General features: G+C 58.7%; 24 protein-coding genes. 10 read left to right on the forward strand and 14 right to left on the reverse strand.

Features of this window, described 5'->3' with window-relative positions; all coding sequences use genetic code 11:
• Positions 1 to 21: 21 nt before the first annotated feature.
• Complete coding sequence (locus BHE81_RS07300; protein ID WP_004189776.1) at positions 22 to 219, reverse strand: hypothetical protein; 198 nt, start codon at positions 217 to 219, stop codon at positions 22 to 24.
• Between the two features lie 148 nt (positions 220 to 367).
• On the opposite strand from BHE81_RS07300, the gene BHE81_RS07305 reads away from it, so the two are divergent.
• Positions 368 to 490 (forward strand): small membrane protein, encoded by a 123-nt coding sequence (locus BHE81_RS07305; protein ID WP_004175940.1) that lies wholly within the window; start codon positions 368 to 370, stop codon positions 488 to 490.
• A gap of 340 nt (positions 491 to 830) precedes the next feature.
• On the opposite strand, the gene patD is transcribed toward BHE81_RS07305, so the two are convergent.
• The 6 genes from patD to BHE81_RS07335 all read right to left on the reverse strand — a co-directional run bounded on the left by patD (position 831) and on the right by BHE81_RS07335 (position 7,900).
• Positions 831 to 2,258 (reverse strand): aminobutyraldehyde dehydrogenase, encoded by a 1,428-nt coding sequence (patD, locus tag BHE81_RS07310; RefSeq protein ID WP_004175939.1) that lies wholly within the window; start codon positions 2,256 to 2,258, stop codon positions 831 to 833.
• A gap of 22 nt (positions 2,259 to 2,280) precedes the next feature.
• The gene (locus tag BHE81_RS07315; RefSeq protein ID WP_004143773.1) at positions 2,281 to 3,087 is read right to left on the reverse strand and encodes an ABC transporter permease; all 807 of its coding nucleotides are present in this window, start codon (positions 3,085 to 3,087) and stop codon (positions 2,281 to 2,283) included.
• Positions 3,077 to 4,006, reverse strand: coding sequence for an ABC transporter permease (locus BHE81_RS07320; RefSeq protein WP_004189770.1), 930 nt, complete (start codon positions 4,004 to 4,006; stop codon positions 3,077 to 3,079). Before BHE81_RS07320 ends, BHE81_RS07315 begins: the two co-directional genes overlap by 11 nt.
• Position 4,007: 1 nt before the next feature.
• The gene (locus tag BHE81_RS07325; RefSeq protein WP_004184243.1) at positions 4,008 to 5,021 is read right to left on the reverse strand and encodes an ABC transporter ATP-binding protein; all 1,014 of its coding nucleotides are present in this window, start codon (positions 5,019 to 5,021) and stop codon (positions 4,008 to 4,010) included.
• A 16-nt stretch (positions 5,022 to 5,037) separates the two neighbouring features.
• Positions 5,038 to 6,183 (reverse strand): putative ABC transporter substrate-binding protein YdcS, encoded by a 1,146-nt coding sequence (ydcS, locus tag BHE81_RS07330; protein ID WP_110246339.1) that lies wholly within the window; start codon positions 6,181 to 6,183, stop codon positions 5,038 to 5,040.
• A 304-nt stretch (positions 6,184 to 6,487) separates the two neighbouring features.
• The gene (locus tag BHE81_RS07335; RefSeq protein WP_023301877.1) at positions 6,488 to 7,900 is read right to left on the reverse strand and encodes a PLP-dependent aminotransferase family protein; all 1,413 of its coding nucleotides are present in this window, start codon (positions 7,898 to 7,900) and stop codon (positions 6,488 to 6,490) included.
• A 687-nt stretch (positions 7,901 to 8,587) separates the two neighbouring features.
• Here BHE81_RS07335 and BHE81_RS07340 point away from each other — a divergent pair.
• The 5 genes from BHE81_RS07340 (at position 8,588) to BHE81_RS07360 (ending at position 11,879) form a co-directional block, all read left to right on the forward strand.
• Positions 8,588 to 9,985 carry a cytochrome ubiquinol oxidase subunit I gene (locus BHE81_RS07340; RefSeq protein WP_023301876.1) on the forward strand — a complete coding sequence of 466 codons (1,398 nt, stop codon included), beginning with the start codon at positions 8,588 to 8,590 and terminating at the stop codon, positions 9,983 to 9,985.
• A complete protein-coding gene (gene cydB / locus BHE81_RS07345; RefSeq protein ID WP_023301875.1) occupies positions 9,985 to 10,995 on the forward strand; it encodes a cytochrome d ubiquinol oxidase subunit II in 1,011 nt (336 codons plus the stop codon). The genes BHE81_RS07340 and cydB overlap by 1 nt, the downstream gene beginning before the upstream one ends.
• Positions 10,995 to 11,120, forward strand: coding sequence for a DUF2474 domain-containing protein (locus BHE81_RS07350; protein WP_002907461.1), 126 nt, complete (start codon positions 10,995 to 10,997; stop codon positions 11,118 to 11,120). The genes cydB and BHE81_RS07350 overlap by 1 nt, the downstream gene beginning before the upstream one ends.
• Before the next feature lie 95 nt (positions 11,121 to 11,215).
• Entirely contained in the window at positions 11,216 to 11,500 is a 285-nt protein-coding gene (locus BHE81_RS07355; protein ID WP_009307734.1) for a hypothetical protein, read from the forward strand.
• Between the two features lie 148 nt (positions 11,501 to 11,648).
• The gene (locus BHE81_RS07360) at positions 11,649 to 11,879 is read left to right on the forward strand and encodes a DUF2554 family protein (RefSeq protein ID WP_023301874.1); all 231 of its coding nucleotides are present in this window, start codon (positions 11,649 to 11,651) and stop codon (positions 11,877 to 11,879) included.
• Between the two features lie 12 nt (positions 11,880 to 11,891).
• On the opposite strand, the gene BHE81_RS07365 is transcribed toward BHE81_RS07360, so the two are convergent.
• A complete protein-coding gene (locus tag BHE81_RS07365) occupies positions 11,892 to 13,853 on the reverse strand; it encodes a peptidase U32 family protein (protein ID WP_002907469.1) in 1,962 nt (653 codons plus the stop codon).
• Positions 13,854 to 13,886: 33 nt separating this feature from the next.
• Between BHE81_RS07365 and BHE81_RS07370 the strand changes: the two genes are divergently transcribed.
• Positions 13,887 to 14,054 carry a hypothetical protein gene (locus tag BHE81_RS07370; RefSeq protein WP_032409955.1) on the forward strand — a complete coding sequence of 56 codons (168 nt, stop codon included), beginning with the start codon at positions 13,887 to 13,889 and terminating at the stop codon, positions 14,052 to 14,054.
• A gap of 10 nt (positions 14,055 to 14,064) precedes the next feature.
• On the opposite strand, the gene BHE81_RS07375 is transcribed toward BHE81_RS07370, so the two are convergent.
• The gene (locus tag BHE81_RS07375) at positions 14,065 to 14,634 is read right to left on the reverse strand and encodes a helix-turn-helix domain-containing protein (RefSeq protein ID WP_002907473.1); all 570 of its coding nucleotides are present in this window, start codon (positions 14,632 to 14,634) and stop codon (positions 14,065 to 14,067) included.
• A 185-nt stretch (positions 14,635 to 14,819) separates the two neighbouring features.
• On the opposite strand from BHE81_RS07375, the gene BHE81_RS07380 reads away from it, so the two are divergent.
• Positions 14,820 to 15,986 carry a benzoate/H(+) symporter BenE family transporter gene (locus BHE81_RS07380; RefSeq protein ID WP_023301873.1) on the forward strand — a complete coding sequence of 389 codons (1,167 nt, stop codon included), beginning with the start codon at positions 14,820 to 14,822 and terminating at the stop codon, positions 15,984 to 15,986.
• On the opposite strand, the gene BHE81_RS07385 is transcribed toward BHE81_RS07380, so the two are convergent.
• The gene (locus BHE81_RS07385; protein WP_004151213.1) at positions 15,963 to 16,832 is read right to left on the reverse strand and encodes an AraC family transcriptional regulator; all 870 of its coding nucleotides are present in this window, start codon (positions 16,830 to 16,832) and stop codon (positions 15,963 to 15,965) included. The two genes, BHE81_RS07380 and BHE81_RS07385, sit on opposite strands and share 24 nt — an antisense overlap.
• A 180-nt stretch (positions 16,833 to 17,012) precedes the next feature.
• Here BHE81_RS07385 and BHE81_RS07390 point away from each other — a divergent pair, with 180 nt between their 5' ends.
• Positions 17,013 to 17,909, forward strand: a complete 897-nt coding sequence (locus BHE81_RS07390; RefSeq protein WP_004180146.1) for a DMT family transporter — start codon at positions 17,013 to 17,015, stop codon at positions 17,907 to 17,909.
• Positions 17,910 to 17,955: 46 nt separating this feature from the next.
• On the opposite strand, the gene BHE81_RS07395 is transcribed toward BHE81_RS07390, so the two are convergent.
• From BHE81_RS07395 to tehA, 3 genes are all read right to left on the reverse strand, one after another.
• Positions 17,956 to 18,624 carry a DUF3313 domain-containing protein gene (locus BHE81_RS07395; RefSeq protein ID WP_004184252.1) on the reverse strand — a complete coding sequence of 223 codons (669 nt, stop codon included), beginning with the start codon at positions 18,622 to 18,624 and terminating at the stop codon, positions 17,956 to 17,958.
• A gap of 259 nt (positions 18,625 to 18,883) precedes the next feature.
• Complete coding sequence (tehB, locus tag BHE81_RS07400) at positions 18,884 to 19,480, reverse strand: tellurite resistance methyltransferase TehB (protein ID WP_004184253.1); 597 nt, start codon at positions 19,478 to 19,480, stop codon at positions 18,884 to 18,886.
• Positions 19,477 to 20,481, reverse strand: coding sequence for a dicarboxylate transporter/tellurite-resistance protein TehA (gene tehA / locus BHE81_RS07405; RefSeq protein ID WP_023342784.1), 1,005 nt, complete (start codon positions 20,479 to 20,481; stop codon positions 19,477 to 19,479). The genes tehB and tehA overlap by 4 nt, the downstream gene beginning before the upstream one ends.
• 111 nt (positions 20,482 to 20,592) lie before the next feature.
• On the opposite strand from tehA, the gene ydcK reads away from it, so the two are divergent.
• Positions 20,593 to 21,573, forward strand: coding sequence for a YdcK family protein (gene ydcK / locus BHE81_RS07410; RefSeq protein ID WP_004891515.1), 981 nt, complete (start codon positions 20,593 to 20,595; stop codon positions 21,571 to 21,573).
• Here ydcK and rimL read toward each other — a convergent pair.
• Positions 21,559 to 22,137 (reverse strand): 50S ribosomal protein L7/L12-serine acetyltransferase, encoded by a 579-nt coding sequence (gene rimL, locus BHE81_RS07415; protein WP_023285216.1) that lies wholly within the window; start codon positions 22,135 to 22,137, stop codon positions 21,559 to 21,561. The two genes, ydcK and rimL, sit on opposite strands and share 15 nt — an antisense overlap.
• Positions 22,138 to 22,161 lie beyond the last annotated feature (24 nt).

The following is a 22,161-nucleotide window of genomic DNA, read 5'->3' on the forward strand; positions in this document are numbered from 1 at the left end:
ATAAAATATTCAGAACAAATATCATGCGATAACCGTAAATATTAAAAGCTTATCTCTAGCCGTGAAATACTTTCTGTTCAGGGGAGTTAATTTCGCTAATAAGGAAAATATTTCGCCGTCGGCAAGGGGAAAAGGATCGCCGCCTTCGCCACAGGCGCAATATATCGCGCGGGCCGTCATCGTAAGAAGATAAATGGCGATGGCAAGCCGTTGTAACATAACCTCTTCATCTCCGTCATCACGGATAAGAGCCAGAAATAGCGCTAAATGACAACAAATATCATTTGCCTTCGCGTCAGATAATACTTACATTCATAACCATTGGTAATGCTTTAGCGCAGTTCGCGCTGTGAATTTCGAGGTGGATATGTCCGGAATCATCACGCTGGTCATCGCGCTAATCCTGCTGGTCGCGGCGGTGTATAATCTTATTTCCTACATTCGTGACCGGCGCAGCGCCAGCCTGCCCAGCAAAAAAACCAAGCGCTGAAAGTAGTTAAAGCGGTATTCTCGTTATCCCGGCGCGACTGGCCGGCTCATCTCTTCGCTCTTCTGCGAGCACAAAAAAGCCCCTGCCGACAGACAGGGGCCGCAATTCGGTCGCGAACCGCGATGTTGCCGCCCCACCCGCCGGGCGCTGTGCGCCCAGGGTGACTGGCGGACCCCATCCGGCGCTTATCTCCGGCACTCATGATGGCTTAGCTCTTGAAGGGGCATCAGAATAATCTCATATCCCCTGGGTTGAGTTTTGACAATTTTTGCCATTGTGACTATTAGCGGCCTAACACACCCATCGCGCAATAGTCGCCTGGCGCTAAATGGTCAATCCTTTAGCTATGCTTAACCATCACATGGCGGACCACGGTATAATCCTCAAGGCCATACATCGACATGTCCTTGCCGTAGCCTGACAGCTTCTGGCCACCGTGCGGCATTTCGCTGACCAGCATAAAGTGGGTATTGACCCAGGTGCAGCCGTACTGCAGCCTGGCGCTAAGACGATGGGCGCGACCGACATCTTTCGTCCATACCGAGGAGGCCAGGCCATACTGAGAGTCGTTCGCCCAGCTCAGGGCCTGCGCTTCATCGCTGAAAGGCGTCACGCTGACTACCGGACCAAACACTTCGCGCTGGACAATAGCGTCTTCCTGCCGGGCGCCGGCGAGCAGCGTCGGCTGGAAGTAATAGCCCGCGCCGTCAGCCCGACTGCCGCCGGTGACCACTTTAATGTGCGGCAGCGCCCTTGCGGCTTCCACCGCCGCGCTAACGCGCTCAAGATGGGCCAGCGAGCTCAGCGGACCCAGTTCGGTGGCAGCGTCCTCCGGCGCCCCCATTTTCAGGCTGGCCACCGCCGCCCCAAGTTTCTCCACCAGCTGGTCATAGATACCCTGCTGGGCGTAGATCCGGCAGGCGGCCGTGCAGTCCTGGCCGGCGTTGTAAAAACCGAAGGTCCGCACCCCATCCACCACCGCATCGATGTCCGCATCGTCAAAAACGATCACTGGCGCCTTACCGCCCAGCTCCATGTGGGTGCGTTTAATCGACGAGGCGGTATGGCCGATGATATGGGCCCCGGTGGCAATCGATCCGGTCAGGGAGACCATTCGCACTTTAACGTGGGCGGTCAAGGGGTCGCCCACCGTTTTACCGCGGCCAAACAGCACGTTGATAACCCCCTCCGGGAAGATATCTTTTGCCAGCTCCGCCAGCTTCAGCGCCGTCAGCGGGGTGATCTCCGAGGGTTTTATCACTACGCAGTTGCCCGCCGCCAGCGCCGGGGCCAGCTTCCAGGCCGCCATCATCAGCGGATAGTTCCACGGCGCGATGGAGGCCACCACGCCCACCGGATCGCGGCGGATCATTGAGGTATGCCCTTCGAGATACTCTCCGGCCGCCATCCCCGGCAGGCAGCGAGCGGCGCCGGCGAAGAAGCGGAAGACGTCGGCGATGGCCGGCATTTCATCATTAATCACGCAGTGCAGCGGCTTGCCGCAGTTCAGCGACTCCAGCTGCGCCAGGGTTTCAGCCTGCGCCGAGATGGCGTCCGCCAGCTTCAGGAGACATTCCGCACGCGTCTTCGGCGTCGTCTGACTCCAGGCATCGAATGCCCGGTCCGCCGCCTCAACGGCGGCATCGACCTGGGCCGCTGTCGCTTCGGCAATCTCCAGGATCACTTCGCCGGTTGCAGGGTTATATACCGGAACCTTCTCGCCTTCACCTGCCACTAACTTACCGTTTATCAATAGGTTGTGTTGCATAGCATTATCCTGTTTCATGGTTTTATTTCCCGTTTCCGGCGTCGTTATCGCCGTCGCGGGTGAGCCACCAGGCCCCTAAGATTGGTATCGTCGTTACCAGCATCACCAACAGCGCGACAACGTTGGTGACGGGCACATCTCGCGGCCGCCCCAGCTGATTCAGCAACCACAGCGGCAAGGTGCGTTCATGCCCCGCGGTAAAAGTGGTAACGATAATTTCATCAAACGACAGAGCGAATGCCAGCATTCCCCCCGCCAGCAGCGCCGACCCCAGATTGGGCAGCACTACGTAACGAAAGGTCTGCCAACCGGTAGCGCCTAAATCCATCGAGGCTTCCACCATACTCCACGAAGTCCGGCGGAAACGGGCGATGACGTTGTTAAACACCACCACCACGCAGAAGGTCGCGTGCCCCACCACGATCGTCAGCAGGCCAGGCTCAAGGCCGACCGCTTTGAACGCCGTCAGGAGTGCCAGGCCGGTAATGATCCCCGGCAGGGCGATAGGCAGCAGCAGCAGTAGCGACACCGCATTTTTGCCAAAAAAGGCGCTGCGCCACAGGGCTCCTGCAGCCAGCGTGCCAAGCACTAAGGCAATGGCGGTCGACAGGGCGGCGATCTTAAGTGACAGTGTCACTGCCTGCAGAATGTCGCTGCGCCCGGCCGCCTCGCTGAACCAGCGCAGCGTCAGCCCCTGCGGCGGAAAGCTAAAGGCTGCATCTTCCGTATTAAAAGCATAGATGGCGATAATCAGCAGCGGAAAGTGGAGGAATATCACCCCGCCCCAGGTCGCCAGTCGCAGATACCAGGGCGCGCGTTCAGAGTGCATCGAAGGCTCCCAGACGTTTCACGAACGCCAGATAGAGGGCAATCAAGACGATAGGCACCAGGGTAAACGCCGCCGCCATCGGCATATTGCCGATCGCCCCCTGCTGCGAGTAAACCATATTGCCGATAAAGTATCCCGGCGGGCCCACCAGCTGCGGCACGATAAAGTCGCCTAGCGTCAGCGAAAAGGTGAAGATCGACCCAGCGGCGATGCCGGGAATGGCCAGCGGCAGCACCACGTAGCGAAAGGTCTGCCGCGGGGCCGCGCCGAGATCGGCCGAGGCCTGTAGCAACGATCCCGGAATACGCTCCAGCGCCGCCTGCACCGGCAGGATCATAAACGGCAGCCAGATGTAGACGAACACCAGAAAGCGTCCAAGGCCGGAGGTGGACAAGGTATTGCCGCCAACCGCCGGGACGCTCAACAGCGCGTTCAGCGCCCCCTCCAGTCCAAGATGACCGAGGAACCACTGCGCCACGCCATCTTTCGCCAGCAGCAGCACCCACGCATAGGCTTTGACGATATAGCTGGCCCACATTGGCAGCATGACCGCGATATAAAAGAAGGCCTTCATTTTGCCGCTGGTGTAGCGCGCCATATACCAGGCCATCGGCAGCGCCAGCAGCGCGCTGGCCAGCGTGACGCACAGCGCCATCACCAGGGTCCGCACAATAATGTCGTAGTTGGCAGGGTTGAACAGCGCCCGCAGGTTAGCCAGCGTGAAGTCGCTGGTCACCGACATGGTGAAGTCGTCAAAGGTATAAATGCTCTGCCACAGCAGGGTCAGCAGCGATCCCAGATAGACGATGCCAAACCACATCAGCGGCCCGAGCAGCAGTAAAAACAGGCCCAGCGCCGGTCGGCGCCAGAAGATCCCCGATATGCGCCCGGTCTGCGCAGGAATTATTGCCATGGTCATCTCAGCCTCCGCTTTCCAGCGGGGTCATCGCCGAGCGCGACCATGACGCCTGTACTATTTCCCCGGTTCGCGGAACGCTGGCCGCCGCCGCGCCATCGATGTTGGCCTGGCTGACCAGCAGTTTGTCGCCATCCGCGAGGCGGAGCTCGATCCGCGTCGCCGCCCCCTGATACTGCACCGCCTGCACCACACCCTGCACCTGCACCTCGCCGCCGCCCTGCAGGCGAACATGCTCCGGACGCAGCGACCAGCTGCCCGCCATCCCGCACAATCGTCGGGCCGCCTCGGCTGCAAAAACGTTGGCGGTGCCGACAAAACCGGCCACAAATGCGGTCCTGGGGTGCAGATAGAGATCCTGCGGGGCATCCACCTGCTCAATGCGCCCGTTGTTAAACACCGCCACGCGATCCGACATCGACAGCGCTTCGCTCTGGTCGTGGGTCACGAAGATGAAGGTGATCCCCAGCGACTGCTGCAGCTTTTTCAGCTCCACCTGCATCTGCTCGCGTAGTTTCAAATCCAGGGCGCCCAGCGGCTCATCGAGCAGCAGCACCCGAGGCTGGTTCACCAGCGCCCGGGCAATCGCGACCCGCTGCCGCTGGCCGCCGGAGAGCTGGGAGGGCTTGCGATGATGAGCAAAGCCAAGGGCCACCTTCTCCAGCGCCTCCTGGGCGCGGGCATGGCGCGCTTTCTTCGCCATGCCTTTGACCATCAGGCCGTAAGCGACGTTGTCAAGGATCGACATATGGGGAAATAGCGCGTAGTCCTGGAACACGGTATTCACATCCCGCTGCCAGGGCGGCAGTTCGCTGGCCGGCTGACCAAAGATATGGATGGTTCCGCCGGAGAGCTGCTCAAAACCGGCAATCAGCCGCAGGCAGGTGGTTTTACCCGAGCCGGACGGACCCAGCATCGAGAAAAATTCTCCATCGCGTATGCCAATGCTAACCCCATCCACCGCCCGCACATCGCCATACAGGCGCGATACATTCTGGAACTCGACCGCGTACGTCATTGTTTGCCTCCGATCCTTAGCGGCCGCCCATTATCGCAATATAGTCCTGAGTCCAGCGGCTATAGGGCACGTATTTCCCGCCTTCCGCAACCGGCGTTTTCCAGAAGTGAATGCGGTTAAACTGCTCATAGCCGTTGGTCTCACAGCCTTTATCACCGAGCAGCGCGCTGGCTTTACAGCCCTCAGGCACCACCGGCAGCGAACCGAACCATGCCGCCACATCGCCCTGCACCTTCGGCGTGAGCGACCAGTTCATCCATTTATAGGCGCAGACCGGGTGCTTCGCCTCGCTGTGCAGCATGGTGGTATCCGCCCAGCCGGTTACCCCCTCCTTCGGGAACACGGTGGCGACCGGCTGGCCTTCCGCCTTCAGGCCGTTGGCTTGATAGGGCCACGAACTGGAGGCGGCTACCCCTTCGTTTTTGAAGTCGTTCATCTGTACGGTGGCGTCATGCCAGTAGCGATGGATCAGCGGTTGCTGGTCGCGCAGGACTTTCAGCACCGCGTTGTACTGGGTTTCGGTCAGTTGATAGGGGTCTTCGATCCCCAGCTGCGGCTGGGTGGCTTTGACAAACAGCGCGGCGTCGGCGATATAGATCGGGCCATCATAGGCCTGCACCCGCCCCTGGTTGGTTTTACCATCCGGTAGATCCTGCTTGACGAACACCACGCGCCAGCTGTCCGGCGGCGTCGGGAATACGCGGGTGTTGTACATCAGCAGGTTCGGCCCCCACTGATACGGCGTGCCATAGACTTTACCGCCGACGTTAAACCACGCCCCCTTCGCAATACGCGGATCAAGGGAGCCCCAGCCGGCAATCAGCGCCGTGTTGATCGGCTGCACGCGTTTGCCCATGATCAGGCGCAGCGAAGCATCACCCGAGGCGGTGACCAGATCGTAGCCGCCTTTGGCCATCAGACTGACCATCTCGTCAGAGGTGCCAGCGGTTTTGACATTAACCTGGCAACCGGTGTCCTTTTCGAACTGACTCACCCAGTCGTACTGTTTGTCGGTCTGACCGCGTTCGATATATCCCGGCCAGGCAATAATATCGAGCCGCCCTTCCGGTTTATCCAGCGAGGTGAGCGGCTCTGCCGCCTGAACGGTCAAACAAGCCATACCCAGCACATAAAGGCTGCAACGGGCAATTTTTTTGCTCATCAGGTGTTACTCCTGTCACAAAGGAATTAGCGGCAGCCGTGCCGTAAAAATATCTCCTGAAATAAGGGTAGTCAGCGGATTAACGCCCCCAGGGGAATTTATTCAGGTTGTGACCCGGGACGCATTACGTAAAAATCGCCAACACAAGCAGGACTTTATGGATTATAGACAACGAGTTAGGGAATGAGGAGGGGTATGCATATTTCCTATGGTGAGCGCCGGTAAAATAATGACCGGCCTCGATAAAAATCCTCTTTCGCTTATTTTCGCAGAATGTTTATGATGAGAAAAATAAACGACAGGGTCAGGCAAGCTGTTCGCGAATAAGCTCCCCCAGGCGCTTCACCCCCTGCTCTTCGCGTTCCCCCCAGCCCCAGGCGGTATTAAAACGGAAAAACGAGGTCCAGTTGTCGGAGGTGGAGAACATTTTCCCTGGGGCAATACTGATGTGCGACGCCAGCGCCCGGGCGCTAAGTGCGCTAGCGTCGGCCCCTTCCGGTAGTTCGATCCACAGAAAGTAGCCGCTGTCGCTGTGGTGGACGATGACCTCCGGCGGCAGATGGCGCAGCAGCGCCTGCCAGGCCTGCTGTTTACGCTCCGCCAGCTGACGACGTAGACGGCGCAGGTGGGCGTCATAGCGCTTGGTGGACAGGTAATCCACCAGGGCTAACTGCATCGGCGAACTGGTGGAAAGCGTACTCATCAGCTGGAGCTGCTGGATCCGCCGCGCCTGTTTGCCGGCCGCCACCCAGCCGATACGAAAGCCGGGTACCAGACATTTTGAGAACGAGCTGCAGTGCAGCGTCATCTCCTGGCGATCCCAGAACTTCGCCGGTAACGGCTTTTCGCGGCCAAAATAGAGCTCGCTATAGACATCATCTTCGATCAACATCACGTTATAGCGCGCCAGCAGCGCCACCAGCGCCGCTTTTTTTTCAGCGCTGAGGGTGAAGCCGAGCGGATTCTGGCCGTTGGTCATCAGCCAGCAGGCCTTCACCGGATAGTTTTGCAGGGCCGCCTCCAGCGCCGTCAGATCAATGCCTTCCCTGACGTCAGTGGCTACCGACAATGCTTTCAAACGCAGCCTCTCTAGCGCCTGCAGGGCGCCGTAGAAGCAGGGGTTTTCCACCACCACCCAGTCTCCCGGCTCGGTCACCGCCTGCAGGCTGAGGTTAAGCGCCTCCAGCGCCCCGGCGGTGATGACGATCTCGTCCGGCGAGACGTTCATCCCCTGCAGGGCATAGCGACGGGCAATGGCATGCCGAAGTTCTGCATTGCCCGGCGGCAGATTCTCAATGACGCTCATGGCGGTGGCGGTTTTACTCACCTGCGCCAGCGAGCGGTTGAGCTGCTGCAGCGGGAAGAGACGCGGGTCCGGAAAGGCCGAGGCAAAGGGCAGCATCGACGCCTGGCGGCTGGCCTGGAGCACCTCAAAGATATAGGTATTGATATCGACGGCTTCATCGCGAGTGACCTGGGCAGGCGGCGCCGGCTGGCGGAGCTTCACCGGCTGGGGGGCAACATAATAACCCGACTGCGGACGGGCGACGATGCGCCCCTGGCTTTCCAGCAGCTGATAGGCATGGCTGACGGTCATAAAGCTCATGCCGCTGCTGATCACCTGCTCGCGCAGCGACGGCAGCCGATCGCCAGGCAACCAGACGCCAAGGGCGATCTGCTCGGTCAGTTGCTGCGCCAACTGTTGATACTTTTTCATTGCGGCCGTCCCCGTACGATAACGTCCCATTATCATATATCAGTTATAAAAAAATCATAGTTTCCTGTAACTGTTATATCTGCAGCGGCGGCCGCGTCGCCGTGATAGCACGAGATGGGTTTAAAATATCACCACCCAGAATAGCGAGATTAAAACAAACCAGAAGATAATCATTACGCCAAGCGTAATGCACAGACTCTGTAATCCTTTTTCAGACATTGGCATTCCCTTTTATTTATTCCCGAGCTCATACAGTACAAATTAGCCGCGGAGCCGACAATTTATTATTATTTAATTTACGATTAACCGGCTCAGCGTTTTTACTTATTCTCATACTAATGAGTGACAATAAATCAGAGTAAAAATCCGTGGCGGATTTCGTAAGCCAAAATATGAGCTACGGCGGGTGGTAAGGATATATTATGCCGACCAGGTGACTACGCCATACCGGCGGCAGGGCCGCGTAGCCAGCCGTTAGCAATAACATGACAGACAGCGGAATAGACGCCTAATCACCTTCCGCAGGGATTAATCAAGGTTGCTCAAGGATATTTTCTCGCCCTGGCAACAGCTGAAAAATCATAACAGCGGCCAACTGTTATGATAAAAAATGGCGTGACTGCCTCTGCCCCTCAGTCGTCACTCCACCTAAAATTGCGCTGAATCAATTTTGTTGTGGAGTCCTGCATGTTCGGTCTTGATGCATTCCATCTGGCGCGAGTTCAATTCGCTTTTACGGTCTCATTTCATATTATCTTCCCCGCCATTACCATCGGACTGGCCAGCTATCTGGCGGTGCTCGAAGGCTTATGGCTAAAAACCAAAAATCCCGTCTGGCGCTCGCTGTACCATTTCTGGTCGAAGATTTTCGCCGTCAACTTCGGTATGGGGGTCGTTTCCGGGCTGGTGATGGCCTACCAGTTCGGCACCAACTGGAGCGGTTTCTCACAGTTTGCAGGCAGCATAACCGGCCCTCTGCTGACCTATGAAGTCCTGACGGCATTTTTTCTGGAAGCGGGCTTCCTCGGGGTGATGCTTTTCGGCTGGAACCGCGTGGGGCCGGGGCTGCACTTTTTCGCCACCTGCATGGTGGCGCTGGGTACTATCATCTCCACCTTCTGGATCCTCGCCTCTAACAGCTGGATGCAGACCCCGCAGGGGTTTGAGATCGTTGATGGCCAGGTCGTGCCCGTCGACTGGCTGGCGGTGATCTTTAATCCGTCGTTCCCCTACCGATTATTGCATATGACAGTAGCGGCGTTTCTCAGTAGCGCGCTGTTTGTCGGCGCCTCGGCGGCCTGGCATCTGCTGCGCGGCAATCAGTCGCCGGCGATCCGTAAGATGTTCTCGATGGCGCTATGGATGACGCTGCTGGTCGCCCCCGTCCAGGCGCTGATCGGCGATATGCATGGCCTGAATACCCTGCAGCACCAGCCGGCGAAAATCGCCGCCATTGAGGGGCACTGGGAAAATCCGCCGGGTGAGCCAACGCCGTTGCTGCTGTTTGGCTGGCCCGATATGGACCAGCAGCGCACCCGCTACGGGCTTGAGATCCCGGCCCTGGGCAGTCTGATCCTCACCCACAGTCTTGATAAACAGGTGCCGGCGTTGAAAGAGTTCGCTCCTGAGGAGCGCCCGAATTCTACTGTGGTGTTCTGGTCATTTCGCCTGATGGCCGGGCTGGGCATGTTGATGCTGCTGCTGGGCGTGCTGGCCCTGTGGCTGCGTCGCGGCGACCGGCTATACCACTCGCGGCCGTTTCTGCGTTTTGCCCTGTGGATGGGGCCATCCGGCCTGATCGCTATTCTCGCCGGCTGGGTGACCACCGAGGTGGGCCGCCAACCCTGGGTGGTGTATGGCGTTCAGCGCACCGCCGATGCCGTTTCCGCTCATGGCGATCTGCATATGTCGGTCAGTTTATTGACCTTTATCGTAGTGTACAGCGCCGTCTTCGGCGTCGGCTACAGCTATATGCTGCGCCTGATCCGCAAGGGGCCGCAGGAGATGCTCCCGGCGACAACCGGTACGCCAGCCCGCCCGCTGTCCGCCGCCACTGAAGGTTATCTGCAGAAGGAGTCCCGCTAATGGGTATCGAATTATCGGTGATCTGGTTCGTGATTATCGTCTTTGCCACGCTGATGTACATCGTCATGGATGGCTTTGATCTGGGCATCGGCCTGCTGTTCAGCACGGTGCGGGGCGGCGGGGATCGCGACGTAATGGTCAACAGCGTCGCGCCGGTATGGGATGGCAATGAAACCTGGCTGGTGCTCGGCGGCGCCGGCCTGTTTGGCGCCTTTCCCCTCGCCTACGCGGTGATCATCGACGCCCTGTCGATCCCCCTGACCCTGATGCTGATCGGCCTGATTTTTCGCGGCGTCGCCTTTGAGTTTCGCTTCCAGGCTACGCCGTCGCACCGGCCATTCTGGGATCGCGCCTTTTTTGGCGGCTCCCTGCTGGCAACCTTCAGCCAGGGCGTGGTGGTCGGGTCGGTGATCAACGGTTTCACCGTCAGCGGTCGCGCCTTCAGCGGCGGCATGTTTGACTGGCTGACCCCGTTCAGCCTGTTCTGCGGACTCGGACTATGCGTGGCCTATGCGCTGCTCGGCGCCACCTGGCTGGTGATGAAAAGTGAAGGCGCGCTGCAGCAGAGAATGCGCAGCGCATCGCGGCGGTTGCTGGGTGCCCTGCTGGCGGTGTTTGCCGTCATCAGCCTGTGGACTCCGCTGGCGCACACGGCGATTGCTGCCCGCTGGTTCAGCCTGCCGAATCTCTATTTCCTGCTGCCGGTGCCGCTGCTGGTGATCCTCGTTAGCGGCTGGCTGTGGCGCACGCTGCATCAGCGCGACCGCCATGTTTCGCCCTTCACGCTGACGCTGGGCCTGGTCTTTCTCGGCTTCAGCGGACTGGGGATCAGCATCTGGCCGCATATTATCCCGCCGGCCATCACGCTGTGGCAGGCTGCCGCTCCCCCGCAAAGCCAGGGCTTTATGCTGGTGGGCGCCCTGCTGATTATTCCGGTCATTCTTGGCTACACCTGCTGGAGCTATTACGTGTTCCGCGGCAAAGTTCAGCCCGGGGAGGGATATCACTGATGCATACTGCCTGGCCTAAACGTCTGCTGTGGCTGATCGCGCTCTGGGGAGGCAGCGTACTGACGCTGGCCGCCATAAGCTTGCTGTTTCGCCTGCTGATGACCGCCGCAGGGCTAAAAGTCTGAGTGGGATGCAGAGAGGTCCGAAAAGGGACTTCTCCATCTTATCTTCACTTTTGCCTGATGAAATACGGTGATACATCTGAAGAAAGGATATTGCTATGAAGAAGTTAGCTTTACTCTCCGCCGTAATGACGCTTGGAATGTCGTCATGGGCTTTTGCTGCCGACAACCCGCCGCCGCCGCCGGAAAAAGGCGCGCAGCATCAGGGTAAACCGCCGGTGAAAAACGGCCAACACGAAGGTAAGCAAGCGCAATACAACAGCAAACAGCCACAACGAGACGGCAAACAGCCGCAGCACGACGGTAAACAGCCGCAGCACAACGGCAAGCAGCCGCCAAAAGGGAGCGAGCACAGCGGGAAACCGCTGCCGCCGAAAGCGTAACACTCTGGCCTGGCTTCCGCGTCAGGCCTTTTTTCATCCTTCGTCAGCCATCGTTGACAAACTCTTGCCGTTCTTTGAGATGCCCGAAAAAAAGCCTGCATTGCGCCTGACATAGTATGTCCACGCCATTGTTCCGTCGAGAAAAGGTATGTTAAAGAGAAGCATAAGCGCCCTGCTGTTGCTGTGCGCATTATTTTCCGGGCATCTGTTGGCCCATCGTCAGGGACACGAGTACTTTCCGGTGCAAAGTCTCGAACAGCAGCTGCTGAACGAAGCGGATAGCGATGAGCTTCGCAGCCAGCACGAGGAGGCCGCCGCAGACCTGCGCGAACATCACCGCTGGCAGGACGACCGTAAACCGCGGGCATCCTGCCAATAGCATCGACTCGAATCAGGCCCCTTTGCGCTTCGGCAGCGTCTTCATCAGATCGTCCGGGCTGACGGAGGCCACAATGCTGCCCGGGTGCGGCATTTTGAGGATATGGTTTTTGATCTTGCCGACCACGTGCATTTCGCACGGACGGCAGTCAAACTTCAGGGTCAGGACCTCATCGCCATGGATCAGCTGCATCGGCGTGGCTTTCCAGCTCTTGATGGAGCCTTTCGCCTGCTTCGGGCAGAGGTTGAAGGCGAACCGCAAACAATGCTTAGTGATCATCACCGGCACATCGCCCTTCTCTTCGTGCGCTTCATAGGCGGCGTCGATCAGCTGTACGCCATAGCGCTGGTAGAACGCCCGCGCCTTGTGGTTATAGACGTTGGCGAGGAAGGAGAGATGGGTCTCAGGGTAGACCGGCGGCGGTACGGAGACCGGCTTGCGGGTGCCGCGCTGCCAGGCGTTGAGGCGCGCTTCATCCAGCATCTCCGCAGTTTCCCGACGCAGCTGGTTGAGCAGGCTGTTGGGCACAAACAGCGGCGGCAGATTAACCTGCACCTCGCGCGCATAGTAGATGGTTTGCCCCAGTTTTGTGACACCGTCACGCAGGTTGGCCAGCGCTTTCTCCGCCTGGTTAGCTTCGGCGAACTCCCCGTCAAGGGTGTGGGTCACGCTGACGCCATCTTCACAGGTCATGGTGAGAACCAGCTGCTCCTGCCAGCCGCTCAACGTCACATCTACCGCGATGCGGCGTTCGCTGGAGGTCTTTAGCAGCGCCTGTTGCCAGTTATGATCGAGGTTGCGGTTGAGCGGCTGATGGGGGCGCACTTTATGCAGATCCGCTGGCATCTCGTTCGGCCATACCCGATAACGGTTTTCGCCGGTTTTTTCCACGGTATTAGCACGGAAGCCCACCACTTCGCGCTTAATCATCACGTTGAGACCATCGCCGTTGGTTAACGGTTCACTGACTTCAACGTCGAGATGGTCTTTGCCTACCTTCAGAACTTCACCTACCGGCAGGCCGATAAATTTCGGCGAATCAAAGGCGCCGATATCGCCTTTGCGGGCATTAACAAAGTAGTCAGTGCTGCCCCGGTGGAAGGTTTTATCCGTGGACGGGATAAAGAAATGCTCAGTGCGTCCAGCCGAGGCGCGCGCCAGGTCGCCGCGATCTTCGATAATGGCATCCAGCATTTGACGGTAGTGCGCAGTGATGTTTTTCACATAACTCATGTCTTTGTAACGGCCTTCAATTTTGAAGGAGCGTACGCCAGCGTCGATCAGCGCCGCCAGGTTGGCGGTCTGATCGTTATCCTTCATCGACAGGAGATGTTTCTCATAGGCCACCACCCGCCCCTGATCGTCCTTCAGGGTATACGGCAAGCGGCAAGCCTGCGAGCAGTCGCCGCGGTTGGCGCTGCGTCCGGTCTGGGCGTGCGAAATGTAACACTGCCCGGAATAGGCCACGCACAGCGCGCCATGGATAAAGAATTCGATAGTGGCGTCAGTGTGGTCGTAAATGGCTTTGATTTGACTGAGGTTCAGTTCGCGCGCCAGCACGATCTGACTGAAGCCGGCGTCGGAGAGAAACTTCGCTTTTTCCACACTGCGAATATCGCACTGGGTGCTGGCGTGCAGCTCAATCGGCGGCAGATCCAGCTCCATGATCCCCATATCCTGGACGATCAGCGCATCGACGCCTGCGTCGTAGAGATCGGTAATCAGCCGCTGCGCCGGCTCCAGTTCATCGTCATGCAGAATGGTGTTCAGCGTCACAAATACCTTTGCGCCAAAGCGATGAGCGAAAGGCACCAGCCCGGCGATATCGCTCAGACTGTTGCTGGCGTTGTGGCGGGCACCAAAGCCAGGTCCACCGATGTAAACGGCATCGGCGCCGTGAAGGATCGCTTCGCGAGCGATACCGGCGTCGCGGGCAGGACTAAGAAGTTCAAGACGATGATTGTGCAGGCGCATACGCGTGTTGTTATCCAGTATAAGGGGGTCGAAATGGCGGCTATTGTAGTCAGAACCGGGCGCAGACGAAAACCTTTTCCGCCGTCACACGACGACGAATTTTCACTTTTCAACAAAGTATTGATGGAAAAGATATTTCCCTCAAATCACGGCGAAGAGTACTGTCATCACGTATTCCGGATTTTCCTCGTCACGTTGTGAGTGGTTATCATCAGTCATCTTGTCTGGCCGCGGGTTCGCTCGCGGTTTTTTCTTTTGGATAATGGATAAGAGAATGGAAATGGGCCGCCTGGGCGCCGCGGTTACGATACGCATGCGTCGCGTCGCCGGCGAAACGCCTACCCTCACCCGCCTGCAGCGAGTGCCACTCCCCTTGTAAGCACAAATCCAGCGTACCACTTATCACTACCACATGCTCAATCACCCCTTTCTCATGCGGCGTTGATTCGCTCAGCGCGCCGGGGGCAAGGGTTATCGAAAAATGGTCAAAGCGCAGCTCGGGATCCCACGGGAATACTGGCGTCACCACCATCGCCTGCTGCTGCGGATCAAACGCGGAGGGCGCGGCGCTGGCGTCCGGGACGATGAACGCCGAAAACGGTACGTTCAGCCCGGTGGCAATCTTCCACAGCGTCGCCACCGTTGGACTTGATTCATTCCGCTCAATCTGCCCGAGCATGGCTTTCGACACCCCGGTCTCTTCCGCCAGTCGCGACAGGCTCCAGCCTCGCTGCTGGCGCAGGGTTTTAAGCGTTGCCGCCAGATGTTGCGCAATATTCATCCTTCCTCCCGTTTTTACTGCGCAAAGTATACCGCCATTTGTCTGATTTTTTCAGGACGTTTAACGGCATCGTACGCCACTGGCGGCGAGTTTTTCTCCCAGGGTAGCTGCGCGAACCACCGCTTGTGCGTTATAACGCACAATGATACAGTGAATGGATGTTATAACGCACATGAGAATCATCGATGCGCTCGTTTAGTCTTCCGCTTCCCACTCTGTTCGCTGGCTTCGTCGCCGTGTTGGTGGGGTACGCCAGCTCCGCCGCCATCATCTGGCAGGCCGCCGCCGCGGCCGGCGCTACCCCCGGGCAGATCGCCGGCTGGATGACGGCTCTTGGCCTCGCCATGGGCATCAGTACTCTCGCGCTGAGCGCCTGGCGGAAAGTTCCTGTGCTCACCGCCTGGTCAACGCCGGGCGCTGCGCTGTTAGTTAGCGGCCTGCAGGGGGTGACCCTCGCCGAGGCCGTGGGGATCTTTATTTTCGCCAACGCGCTGATCGTTATCTGCGGCGCCACCGGCCTGTTTGCCCGGCTGATGAAGATCATTCCCCATTCGCTGGCCGCCGCGATGCTGGCTGGGATCCTGCTACGGTTTGGTTTGCAGGCCTTCGCCGGCTTACAGGATCATCTGCCGCTGTGCGGCGGGATGCTCGCCGCCTGGCTGCTGTGTAAAGCGCTGTGGCCCCGCTTCGCCGTGGTGGCCGCGCTGGTGATTGGAGCGCTGATTGCGGCGGCGTCCGGTGATGTGGCTAGCGCCCCCGTGCCGCTGGCATTTGTGACGCCGGAATGGGTCGCCCCGCAGTTTACTCCGGCGCTTTTGCTCAGCGTCGGTCTGCCGTTCTTCCTCGTCACCATGGCCTCGCAGAACGCTCCGGGGTTCGCCACCCTGCAGGCATCAGGCTATACCGTACCGGTCTCCGCACTGATCGTCGTTTGCGGGGGGTTGGCACTACTGCTGGCGCCGTTTGGGGTTTATTCCATCTGCATCGCGGCGATCACCGCCGCCATATGCCAGAGCCCGGAGGCGCACCCGGATCCGAACCAGCGCTGGCTGGCGGCCATAGCCGCGGGCGGTTTTTATCTGCTGGCCGGTCTGTTCGGCGGGTCAATCACCGCCCTGATGTCGGCCCTGCCGCCGGCGTGGATCCAGATGCTGGCGGGTCTGGCGCTGCTCGGCACCATCGGCGGGAGTCTGTTTCAGGCGGTGCATCAGGCCAGTGAACGCGATGCGGCGGTGTTAACCTTCCTGGTCACCGCCAGCGGGGTGACGCTGGCGGGAATTGGCTCCGCCTTCTGGGGCGTGGTGCTCGGCGGGGTGAGTTACGGCGTGCTATCCGCGCTGCGCCGCCCGTAGCTGGGAGGGCGTCAGGCCGGTGGCGGCTTTGACCCGATGGCTGAAATGGCTGGGGGAGCTAAAACCACAGGCCAGCGCTATCTCGGTTAACGGCAGCGCGCTATGGCAGATCAGGTTTTGCGCCTTCGCCATTCGCTGCTGCATGACGTACTGATGCGGAGCCATATTTAGCGACTGACGAAACATACGAGCAAAATGAAACTCACTCAGACCCGCCTGCTGCGCCAGGTCGGCCAGGGTCAAGGGCTGATCGAGATGAGCATCGATCCAGGCCAGTACGTGACGCTTTACGCCTGGCGCCAGCCCGCCGGTGACCGTCGGCAAACGCCACTGCACGGTGGAATAGTGCTGGATCAGATGGGTGAGCAGTAAGCTGCTGGCGGCGCTGAGGGTCAGCTGGTTCGCCGGCTGCCGCCAGTCGTTAGCCAGCAAAAACTGACGATACACTGCGGTGATTTTATCATCGCTGGCGAAGGTCTTTTCCTGCAGGGTGAAGTTCGCCGGGCTGCGGTCCCACACCTCCTCGCCGACGCGACGCAGGTGCGCATCGGTACAGTAAAGATGCACAAACGACAGATCGCCGCGGATATCCCATACGCTTTCATCGCCTTTCGGCATCAGACAAAAACGATCCGGGCCGCCGCCATTTTTCCAGCCGTGCGGCGTCTTTTGATAGCTTTCGTAGCCATCAGCCACGTACAGACTTAAAGTATGATGGTCGCTGCGCACCGTCACGGTATCGCAATTGTTATACCAGGCGGCCAGTTGAATACCGGAATTCAGCTCCACGGTTCCCTTCAGCACCGCGTTCTGTCGCCGTAATGTTTCAAATGTCCCGTAACCCATCGTCTTCACACATTGTCTGTAAAAGCCCTAGTCTAGGGAGACTACGGCGCGGTTTCCAGTCCTCACCGCCAGCGGATGGCAAATAAGCGCAAGAATTTGCAAGCCGACAACAAACCGGTGAAAGCCGCAGCAGCCGGCAGCCGGCATACTCCTCCCATCAACAGGTAGAGGAGAACCAGGGTGAACGCATTACTCTATGCACTCGTTGTCGTGATCTGGGGTACAACGTGGATTGCGATTTTTTTACAACAGGGACCGGTGGCCGCGCCGGTATCGATTTTCTGGCGTTTCGCCGTAGCCAGCGTCACGATGCTGGCGATTCTGCTCGTCACACGACGCCTGCGGCCGCTGGGCGCGAAAGATCATCTCTGCTGCCTGCTGCAGGGCTGCTGCGTCTTCTGCTTTAATTTCTGGTGTTTTTATACCGCCGCCGCCTGGATCAATACCGGTCTGGAATCGGTGATCTTTTCGATGGCGGTACTGTTTAACGCCATCAACAGCTTTCTCTTTTTTCGCCAGCAGCCGCCGGGCCGCTTCTGGGCCGCCGCCGCGCTGGGTCTCGCCGGTATCGTCATCCTGTTCTGGGACGACCTGCTGGCCAACGGACTGAACGCCTCGCTGCTGTGGGGGATCGGGCTGAGCGCCCTGGGCACCTACGGTTTTTCGCTCGGCAATATGTTCAGTATTCGCCACCAGCGCCGCGGGCTGGAAACGCTGACCACCAACAGCTGGGCGATGCTCTACGGCACGCTGGTGATGGGGGCGATCGCTCTGCTGCGCGGCGATAACTTTATGCCAGAATGGACCGTCAGCTATCTGGGCGCCCTGCTTTACCTGGCGCTGTTCGGCTCGGTCATCGCCTTTGGCGCCTATTTCACTCTCGTTGGGCGCATCGGCGCCAGCAAAGCCGCCTACAGTACGCTGCTGTTTCCGCTGGTCGCCTTATCCATTTCCACCGTCTATGAAGGGTATGTCTGGCACAGCAGCGCCGTGATCGGGCTGGCGCTGATCCTGCTGGGTAACCTGGTGATGTTTGCCAAACCGGAACAGCTATTGCTGCGCCGAAGGCTGGCCTGAGGAGGCTGAAGAAAACCAGCGCCGTCGTCAGACGGCGCTGGCACGATTAACGCTGAGAGGGATCGAATTTAACGGCGTCGACCGCCATATCATCGATAACCTGCTTCAGGGTATCGACGGTCAGCGGTGTATTCTCATTCGCCAGGGTTTTGCCTTCCCCTTTACGAACGACCTTGATGACCGGCTTATTGGTGCTGGCGTCAATGACCTCCGCCTCAAAGTACAGATCGGTGTCCATGGTACGATGGCCGGTGGCGGCCTGGGTGCCGGCGACAATCATAGCGACCGGGATCACTTCATAGAACTGCAGCCCCTCTTTGCTGGAGTCCACCCCGGTGATCGCCCCGCGGAAGATGAGGCTGCGCTTGCCGGCGGTAGTGGCCAGCGGTTTACGCTCGGAAATAGCCTGTTTCAGCTCTTTGTTGGTGTAGTTAAGAATATCCTGCAGCGCCTTCTCCCCTACCTGGGTGGTCGGCTTCGGTACCGGATAGTAGGTCACCGGGTGATAAACAATATTGTCATAGTTGGCCGGATTGAAGTTCGGATCGATCCAGCGCAGCTCCGGCTTGCCGGAGGCAGAGGTCGTTTCTTTCAAACTGGAATAATCTTTTAAGAAGCCCGAATACTGATCCGGTTGCGCCACTTTCGCCGCACAGCCGGTCAACGCCAATATTCCCGCCAGAGCGGCGACTTTCAGTAAAACGCGAGTACGCATAGAGAGATCCCTGTAAATGCAGTTTTTTTCGGCAGACGTTATAGCAAATAGGACCCACTAGTTTTGTGACAAAAAAAGGGCTTCGTCAAGGAAGATTTATAAATATTGATTGCCTGAACATTACGTTAATAAATAATCACTTAAAAGGGGTATCGCGCGGTTTTCCAGGCTCATTTTCGCCGCAACGGGTCTCTGTCTTGCCCAGGCTCTGGCGGGGAATGCGGCGCGGGCCATGCTCAGCTTCCCACGCCGCGGCGAATCAGGCAGGCTTGCGCGCCAACAGGGTGGCGAAGCGCAATTTGATGCGATTGCCGTTGGCGTCGGTGCGATGCAGCTCGCCGACGTCCTCATTGTATTTCAGCAGCTCCCAGCCCTGGTAATAATCACGAAGCTCATTAGGTTTAAAGGCAAACGGGAAGCCGACAGTGCAGGGATAGTCTTCGGTATCCATCGCCGCCACAATCAGGTTATAGCCGCCGGCGGCGGTGCAGCGCTGCATATTGGCGATCAGGCCCGGGATGGTGTCAGGCTCGAGGAACATCATCACTACGGTGGAGAGGATCAGGTCATACTCGCCGTCAAAGCTCAGGCTGTTGAGGTCTTTCACCGCCGTTTGCAGATTATCCAGTCGCTCGGCGGCGCGAATACTTTCCAGATTGTTGACGCTCATCGGATTTTTATCCCACGCCGTCACCGCGAAGCCGTTCGCCGCCAGATAAAGGCTGTTACGCCCGTTGCCGCAGCCCAGATCCAGCGCCCGCCCCGGCGGCACAATCGTCGCGGCATGCAGCACCTCGGAATGGGTACGGGTGAGGCTGTATTTTTGACTAAAATAATCCGCGTCACGCTTTGTCATGATCCTTCCTTCTTATTCAGGAGTGTTTCCCGGTCGACCTGGAGCAACAGTTTTCCGCTGACCAACAGCAACGCTGTACGCAGCAGCAGCAGGCCGACAACCAGATTGCTAAAAATAAATAGCGGCATCGCCAGATGATGAAAAAAGCCGTCTCCCCTGGCCTGGCCGAGATGCAGACCGGTGGTGGCCAGCGCGGAAATGCCGAACGAGAAGCTCCAGAAAGAAGCATTGAACGGCTGACGAAGATACCAGGGCATCAGACGGAGCATAAACAGTAGCTGCAGCAGGCCGTAACCAAACAGCAGCTTAGCGAAGGTATCGGCCTCCCCGCCGTTTACGCTGAGCCAGGCGCTGCAGGCCACCAGCGCAGGAGCCAGCTGGATCCCCAGCGAGGTGCGCAGCGGCGTCGGCAGCGCGCCTGCGCTGCGCAGACGCTGGAGGATCGCCGGCTCGAGGCTCAGCCAGGAGAAGACCCCGGCGCCGAGGAACACCAGTCCGGCATCGGAAAATCCCAGCGCGCCGCAGGCCATCGCGCTGATAAAATTATTGGCTACTGTCGGCAGATACAACCCCGGCGTGGTGGCCTCGCGAGGATGGTTCCCCCGCCATAGCCCACCGCTTTGCCAGGCGGCATAGGCGAGCTGCAGCGCCACGCCCGGCACAAACAGCCCGAACGCCAGCGGCCGGCACCAGGGAGCCAAACCAATCGCCACCAACAGCGTGGTGGCCGGAAACAGGCTGACGAAGCTGCTGCTCACCGGATGACGCATCTCCCGCAGCACGCTCGCCGGAAAGCGGATCGCCCGGCTGATAAACGCCATGCTGAGCAGGACCCACATCGCCATCGCCAGCGTCACCAGCCCATCACCAATGCTGCGGCTGACCGGCCAGAGGGTGCTGGCGTAACGCCAGGCGAAGCCCATTCCGATGGTGCCGAGCACCATGCCAAAATAACCCGCCGGCAGGTTTAGCACCTGCCGCGGCGTTTGCGTTTTATTCATTTTATTGATGATATCAATTTAATTTGAAGTTGCATTCTAAAGGAACCTTATCCCGCGCGCTATGGCGATCTTTGCTATGTTTATGTTAACCATAAGTAATAAGGATCGGCCATGCGTAAATACCGTCTCAGCGAACAGACCCGGCAGTATTGTTATGAGGAAGAGCATGGCAAACAAAGCGTCACCCTGCGCCAGATCGTGGCGCTTATTGATTTCGCTGACGTTAAAGCGGGCAGCGAAGGCGGCTGGGTGGATGAGGAATGCGCTCTCAGCCAGCAGGGGGAGTGCTGGATCTACGATGTCAACAGCGTGGTCTTCGCCGGGGCGCGCATCCGTGACGACGCCCGCTTAACCGGGTTCTGCGTGGTCAGCCATGAGGCCACCATCGGCGGACGGGCCTGCATTCACGCCTCGCAGATCAGCCATCACGCGCAGATCAGTGACAACGTCACGGTTATGCAGAGCCAGGTGCGCGGTTATTGTCGCCTTGCCGACGAGGCGCGTCTTCTCCCCCACTGCCAGGTGATTGCCGCGCGCGGGTTAACCGCCGATCGCGACAAAGTCCTGCAGATCTATCAGCGAGCCACCGTCAGCGCCTCGCGCATTCTCCACCAGGCGCAAATCTACGGCGATGCCTTCGTTGAGCATGCGTTTGTCGAACATCGGGCGGAAGTGTTTGACCAGGCAAGACTTGAAGGAAACGAAGAAAACGACGTCTGGGTATGCGATAACGCCCGGGTATACGGGCACGCGCGTCTGATCGCCGGTCGTGGAGAGGATGCCATTCCCACCGTGCGCTACAGTTCGCAGGTGGCAGAGAATGCGGTGATTGAAGGCAACTGCCTGCTGAAGCATCGGGCGATGGTCGGCGGCGAGGCGCAGCTGCGAGGTGGTCCGATTCTGCTCGACGACGATGTGCTGATCCAGGGGCGGACAGTCATCACCGGCGATGTGATCGTTGAGCACCAGGTCTCCATCAATGACGAGGTGCAGATTGCCGCACAGGAGGGAGAGGCCATTCATCTGCGCGGCCCGAAAACGCTTGACGGCCAGCAGCACATCACCCGCACGCCGCTGTTAGGCGCGCTTTAATGCCTCATCGCGGTCAATAATGCGGGCGTAGATATTCTGATCGTCATAGCTACCGTTCAGATACTCGGCTTGTCGGAGACAGCCTTCCAGAACAAACCCGTTGCGCAACGCTACCTGGTTGCTGCGGGTGTTCGCCACCCGGCATTTGATCACAAACCGGCGCACCAGCCCGCTGGCGGCATAATGGCGGATAAAGGCCTGTAATGAACGGGAAAGCAGCCCTTGCCCCTGGTGCTCTTCATCGATCCAGTAGCCAATATAGGCCGTTTTATTCTGCGGCTCGATCTGATTGAACGACAGGACCCCGACTAGCTGCTTATCGAGAAACAGCAAAAACATTTTGGCGTAATCCCGCTGATGCAGCATCACGTTGCCCTGCACATGACGTCGGGTCTCGTCTTCGCTGCGCACCTCGGCGGGCCAACTGAGCGACTGCTGTAGCCAGCGCTGGTTTTTGACCACCAGCTGGTGCAGGTCGCTAACGTAGCGCTCATCAATGGCGATTAGCGTCAGCGCGTCGGTTACCGGGATCGACTCAGGTACTGCTGGGATATCTGTGGTCATAGCGCTCTCTTCTGGCCCGCAGGG

The organism is Klebsiella sp. AqSCr (genome assembly GCF_008452795.1).
Classification (GTDB): domain Bacteria; phylum Pseudomonadota; class Gammaproteobacteria; order Enterobacterales; family Enterobacteriaceae; genus Klebsiella; species Klebsiella pneumoniae.

Coding starts and splice junctions, on each gene's coding strand:
- BHE81_RS07360 (WP_023301874.1), top strand. CDS start 11,649: ATGTTAAAGAGAAGCATAAGCGCCCTGCTGTTGCTGTGCGCATTATTT.
- BHE81_RS07340 (WP_023301876.1), top strand. CDS start 8,588: ATGTTCGGTCTTGATGCATTCCATCTGGCGCGAGTTCAATTCGCTTTT.
- BHE81_RS07320 (WP_004189770.1), bottom strand. CDS start 4,006: ATGACCATGGCAATAATTCCTGCGCAGACCGGGCGCATATCGGGGATC.
- BHE81_RS07365 (WP_002907469.1), bottom strand. CDS start 13,853: ATGCGCCTGCACAATCATCGTCTTGAACTTCTTAGTCCTGCCCGCGAC.
- BHE81_RS07350 (WP_002907461.1), top strand. CDS start 10,995: ATGCATACTGCCTGGCCTAAACGTCTGCTGTGGCTGATCGCGCTCTGG.
- cydB (WP_023301875.1), top strand. CDS start 9,985: ATGGGTATCGAATTATCGGTGATCTGGTTCGTGATTATCGTCTTTGCC.
- BHE81_RS07370 (WP_032409955.1), top strand. CDS start 13,887: ATGGCGGCTATTGTAGTCAGAACCGGGCGCAGACGAAAACCTTTTCCG.
- BHE81_RS07335 (WP_023301877.1), bottom strand. CDS start 7,900: ATGAAAAAGTATCAACAGTTGGCGCAGCAACTGACCGAGCAGATCGCC.
- tehB (WP_004184253.1), bottom strand. CDS start 19,480: ATGACAAAGCGTGACGCGGATTATTTTAGTCAAAAATACAGCCTCACC.
- patD (WP_004175939.1), bottom strand. CDS start 2,258: ATGCAACACAACCTATTGATAAACGGTAAGTTAGTGGCAGGTGAAGGC.
- tehA (WP_023342784.1), bottom strand. CDS start 20,481: ATGAATAAAACGCAAACGCCGCGGCAGGTGCTAAACCTGCCGGCGGGT.
- rimL (WP_023285216.1), bottom strand. CDS start 22,137: ATGACCACAGATATCCCAGCAGTACCTGAGTCGATCCCGGTAACCGAC.
- ydcS (WP_110246339.1), bottom strand. CDS start 6,183: ATGAGCAAAAAAATTGCCCGTTGCAGCCTTTATGTGCTGGGTATGGCT.
- BHE81_RS07325 (WP_004184243.1), bottom strand. CDS start 5,021: ATGACGTACGCGGTCGAGTTCCAGAATGTATCGCGCCTGTATGGCGAT.
- BHE81_RS07385 (WP_004151213.1), bottom strand. CDS start 16,832: ATGGGTTACGGGACATTTGAAACATTACGGCGACAGAACGCGGTGCTG.
- BHE81_RS07355 (WP_009307734.1), top strand. CDS start 11,216: ATGAAGAAGTTAGCTTTACTCTCCGCCGTAATGACGCTTGGAATGTCG.
- BHE81_RS07315 (WP_004143773.1), bottom strand. CDS start 3,087: ATGCACTCTGAACGCGCGCCCTGGTATCTGCGACTGGCGACCTGGGGC.
- BHE81_RS07395 (WP_004184252.1), bottom strand. CDS start 18,624: ATGCGTACTCGCGTTTTACTGAAAGTCGCCGCTCTGGCGGGAATATTG.
- ydcK (WP_004891515.1), top strand. CDS start 20,593: ATGCGTAAATACCGTCTCAGCGAACAGACCCGGCAGTATTGTTATGAG.
- BHE81_RS07380 (WP_023301873.1), top strand. CDS start 14,820: ATGCGCTCGTTTAGTCTTCCGCTTCCCACTCTGTTCGCTGGCTTCGTC.
- BHE81_RS07300 (WP_004189776.1), bottom strand. CDS start 219: ATGTTACAACGGCTTGCCATCGCCATTTATCTTCTTACGATGACGGCC.
- BHE81_RS07305 (WP_004175940.1), top strand. CDS start 368: ATGTCCGGAATCATCACGCTGGTCATCGCGCTAATCCTGCTGGTCGCG.
- BHE81_RS07375 (WP_002907473.1), bottom strand. CDS start 14,634: ATGAATATTGCGCAACATCTGGCGGCAACGCTTAAAACCCTGCGCCAG.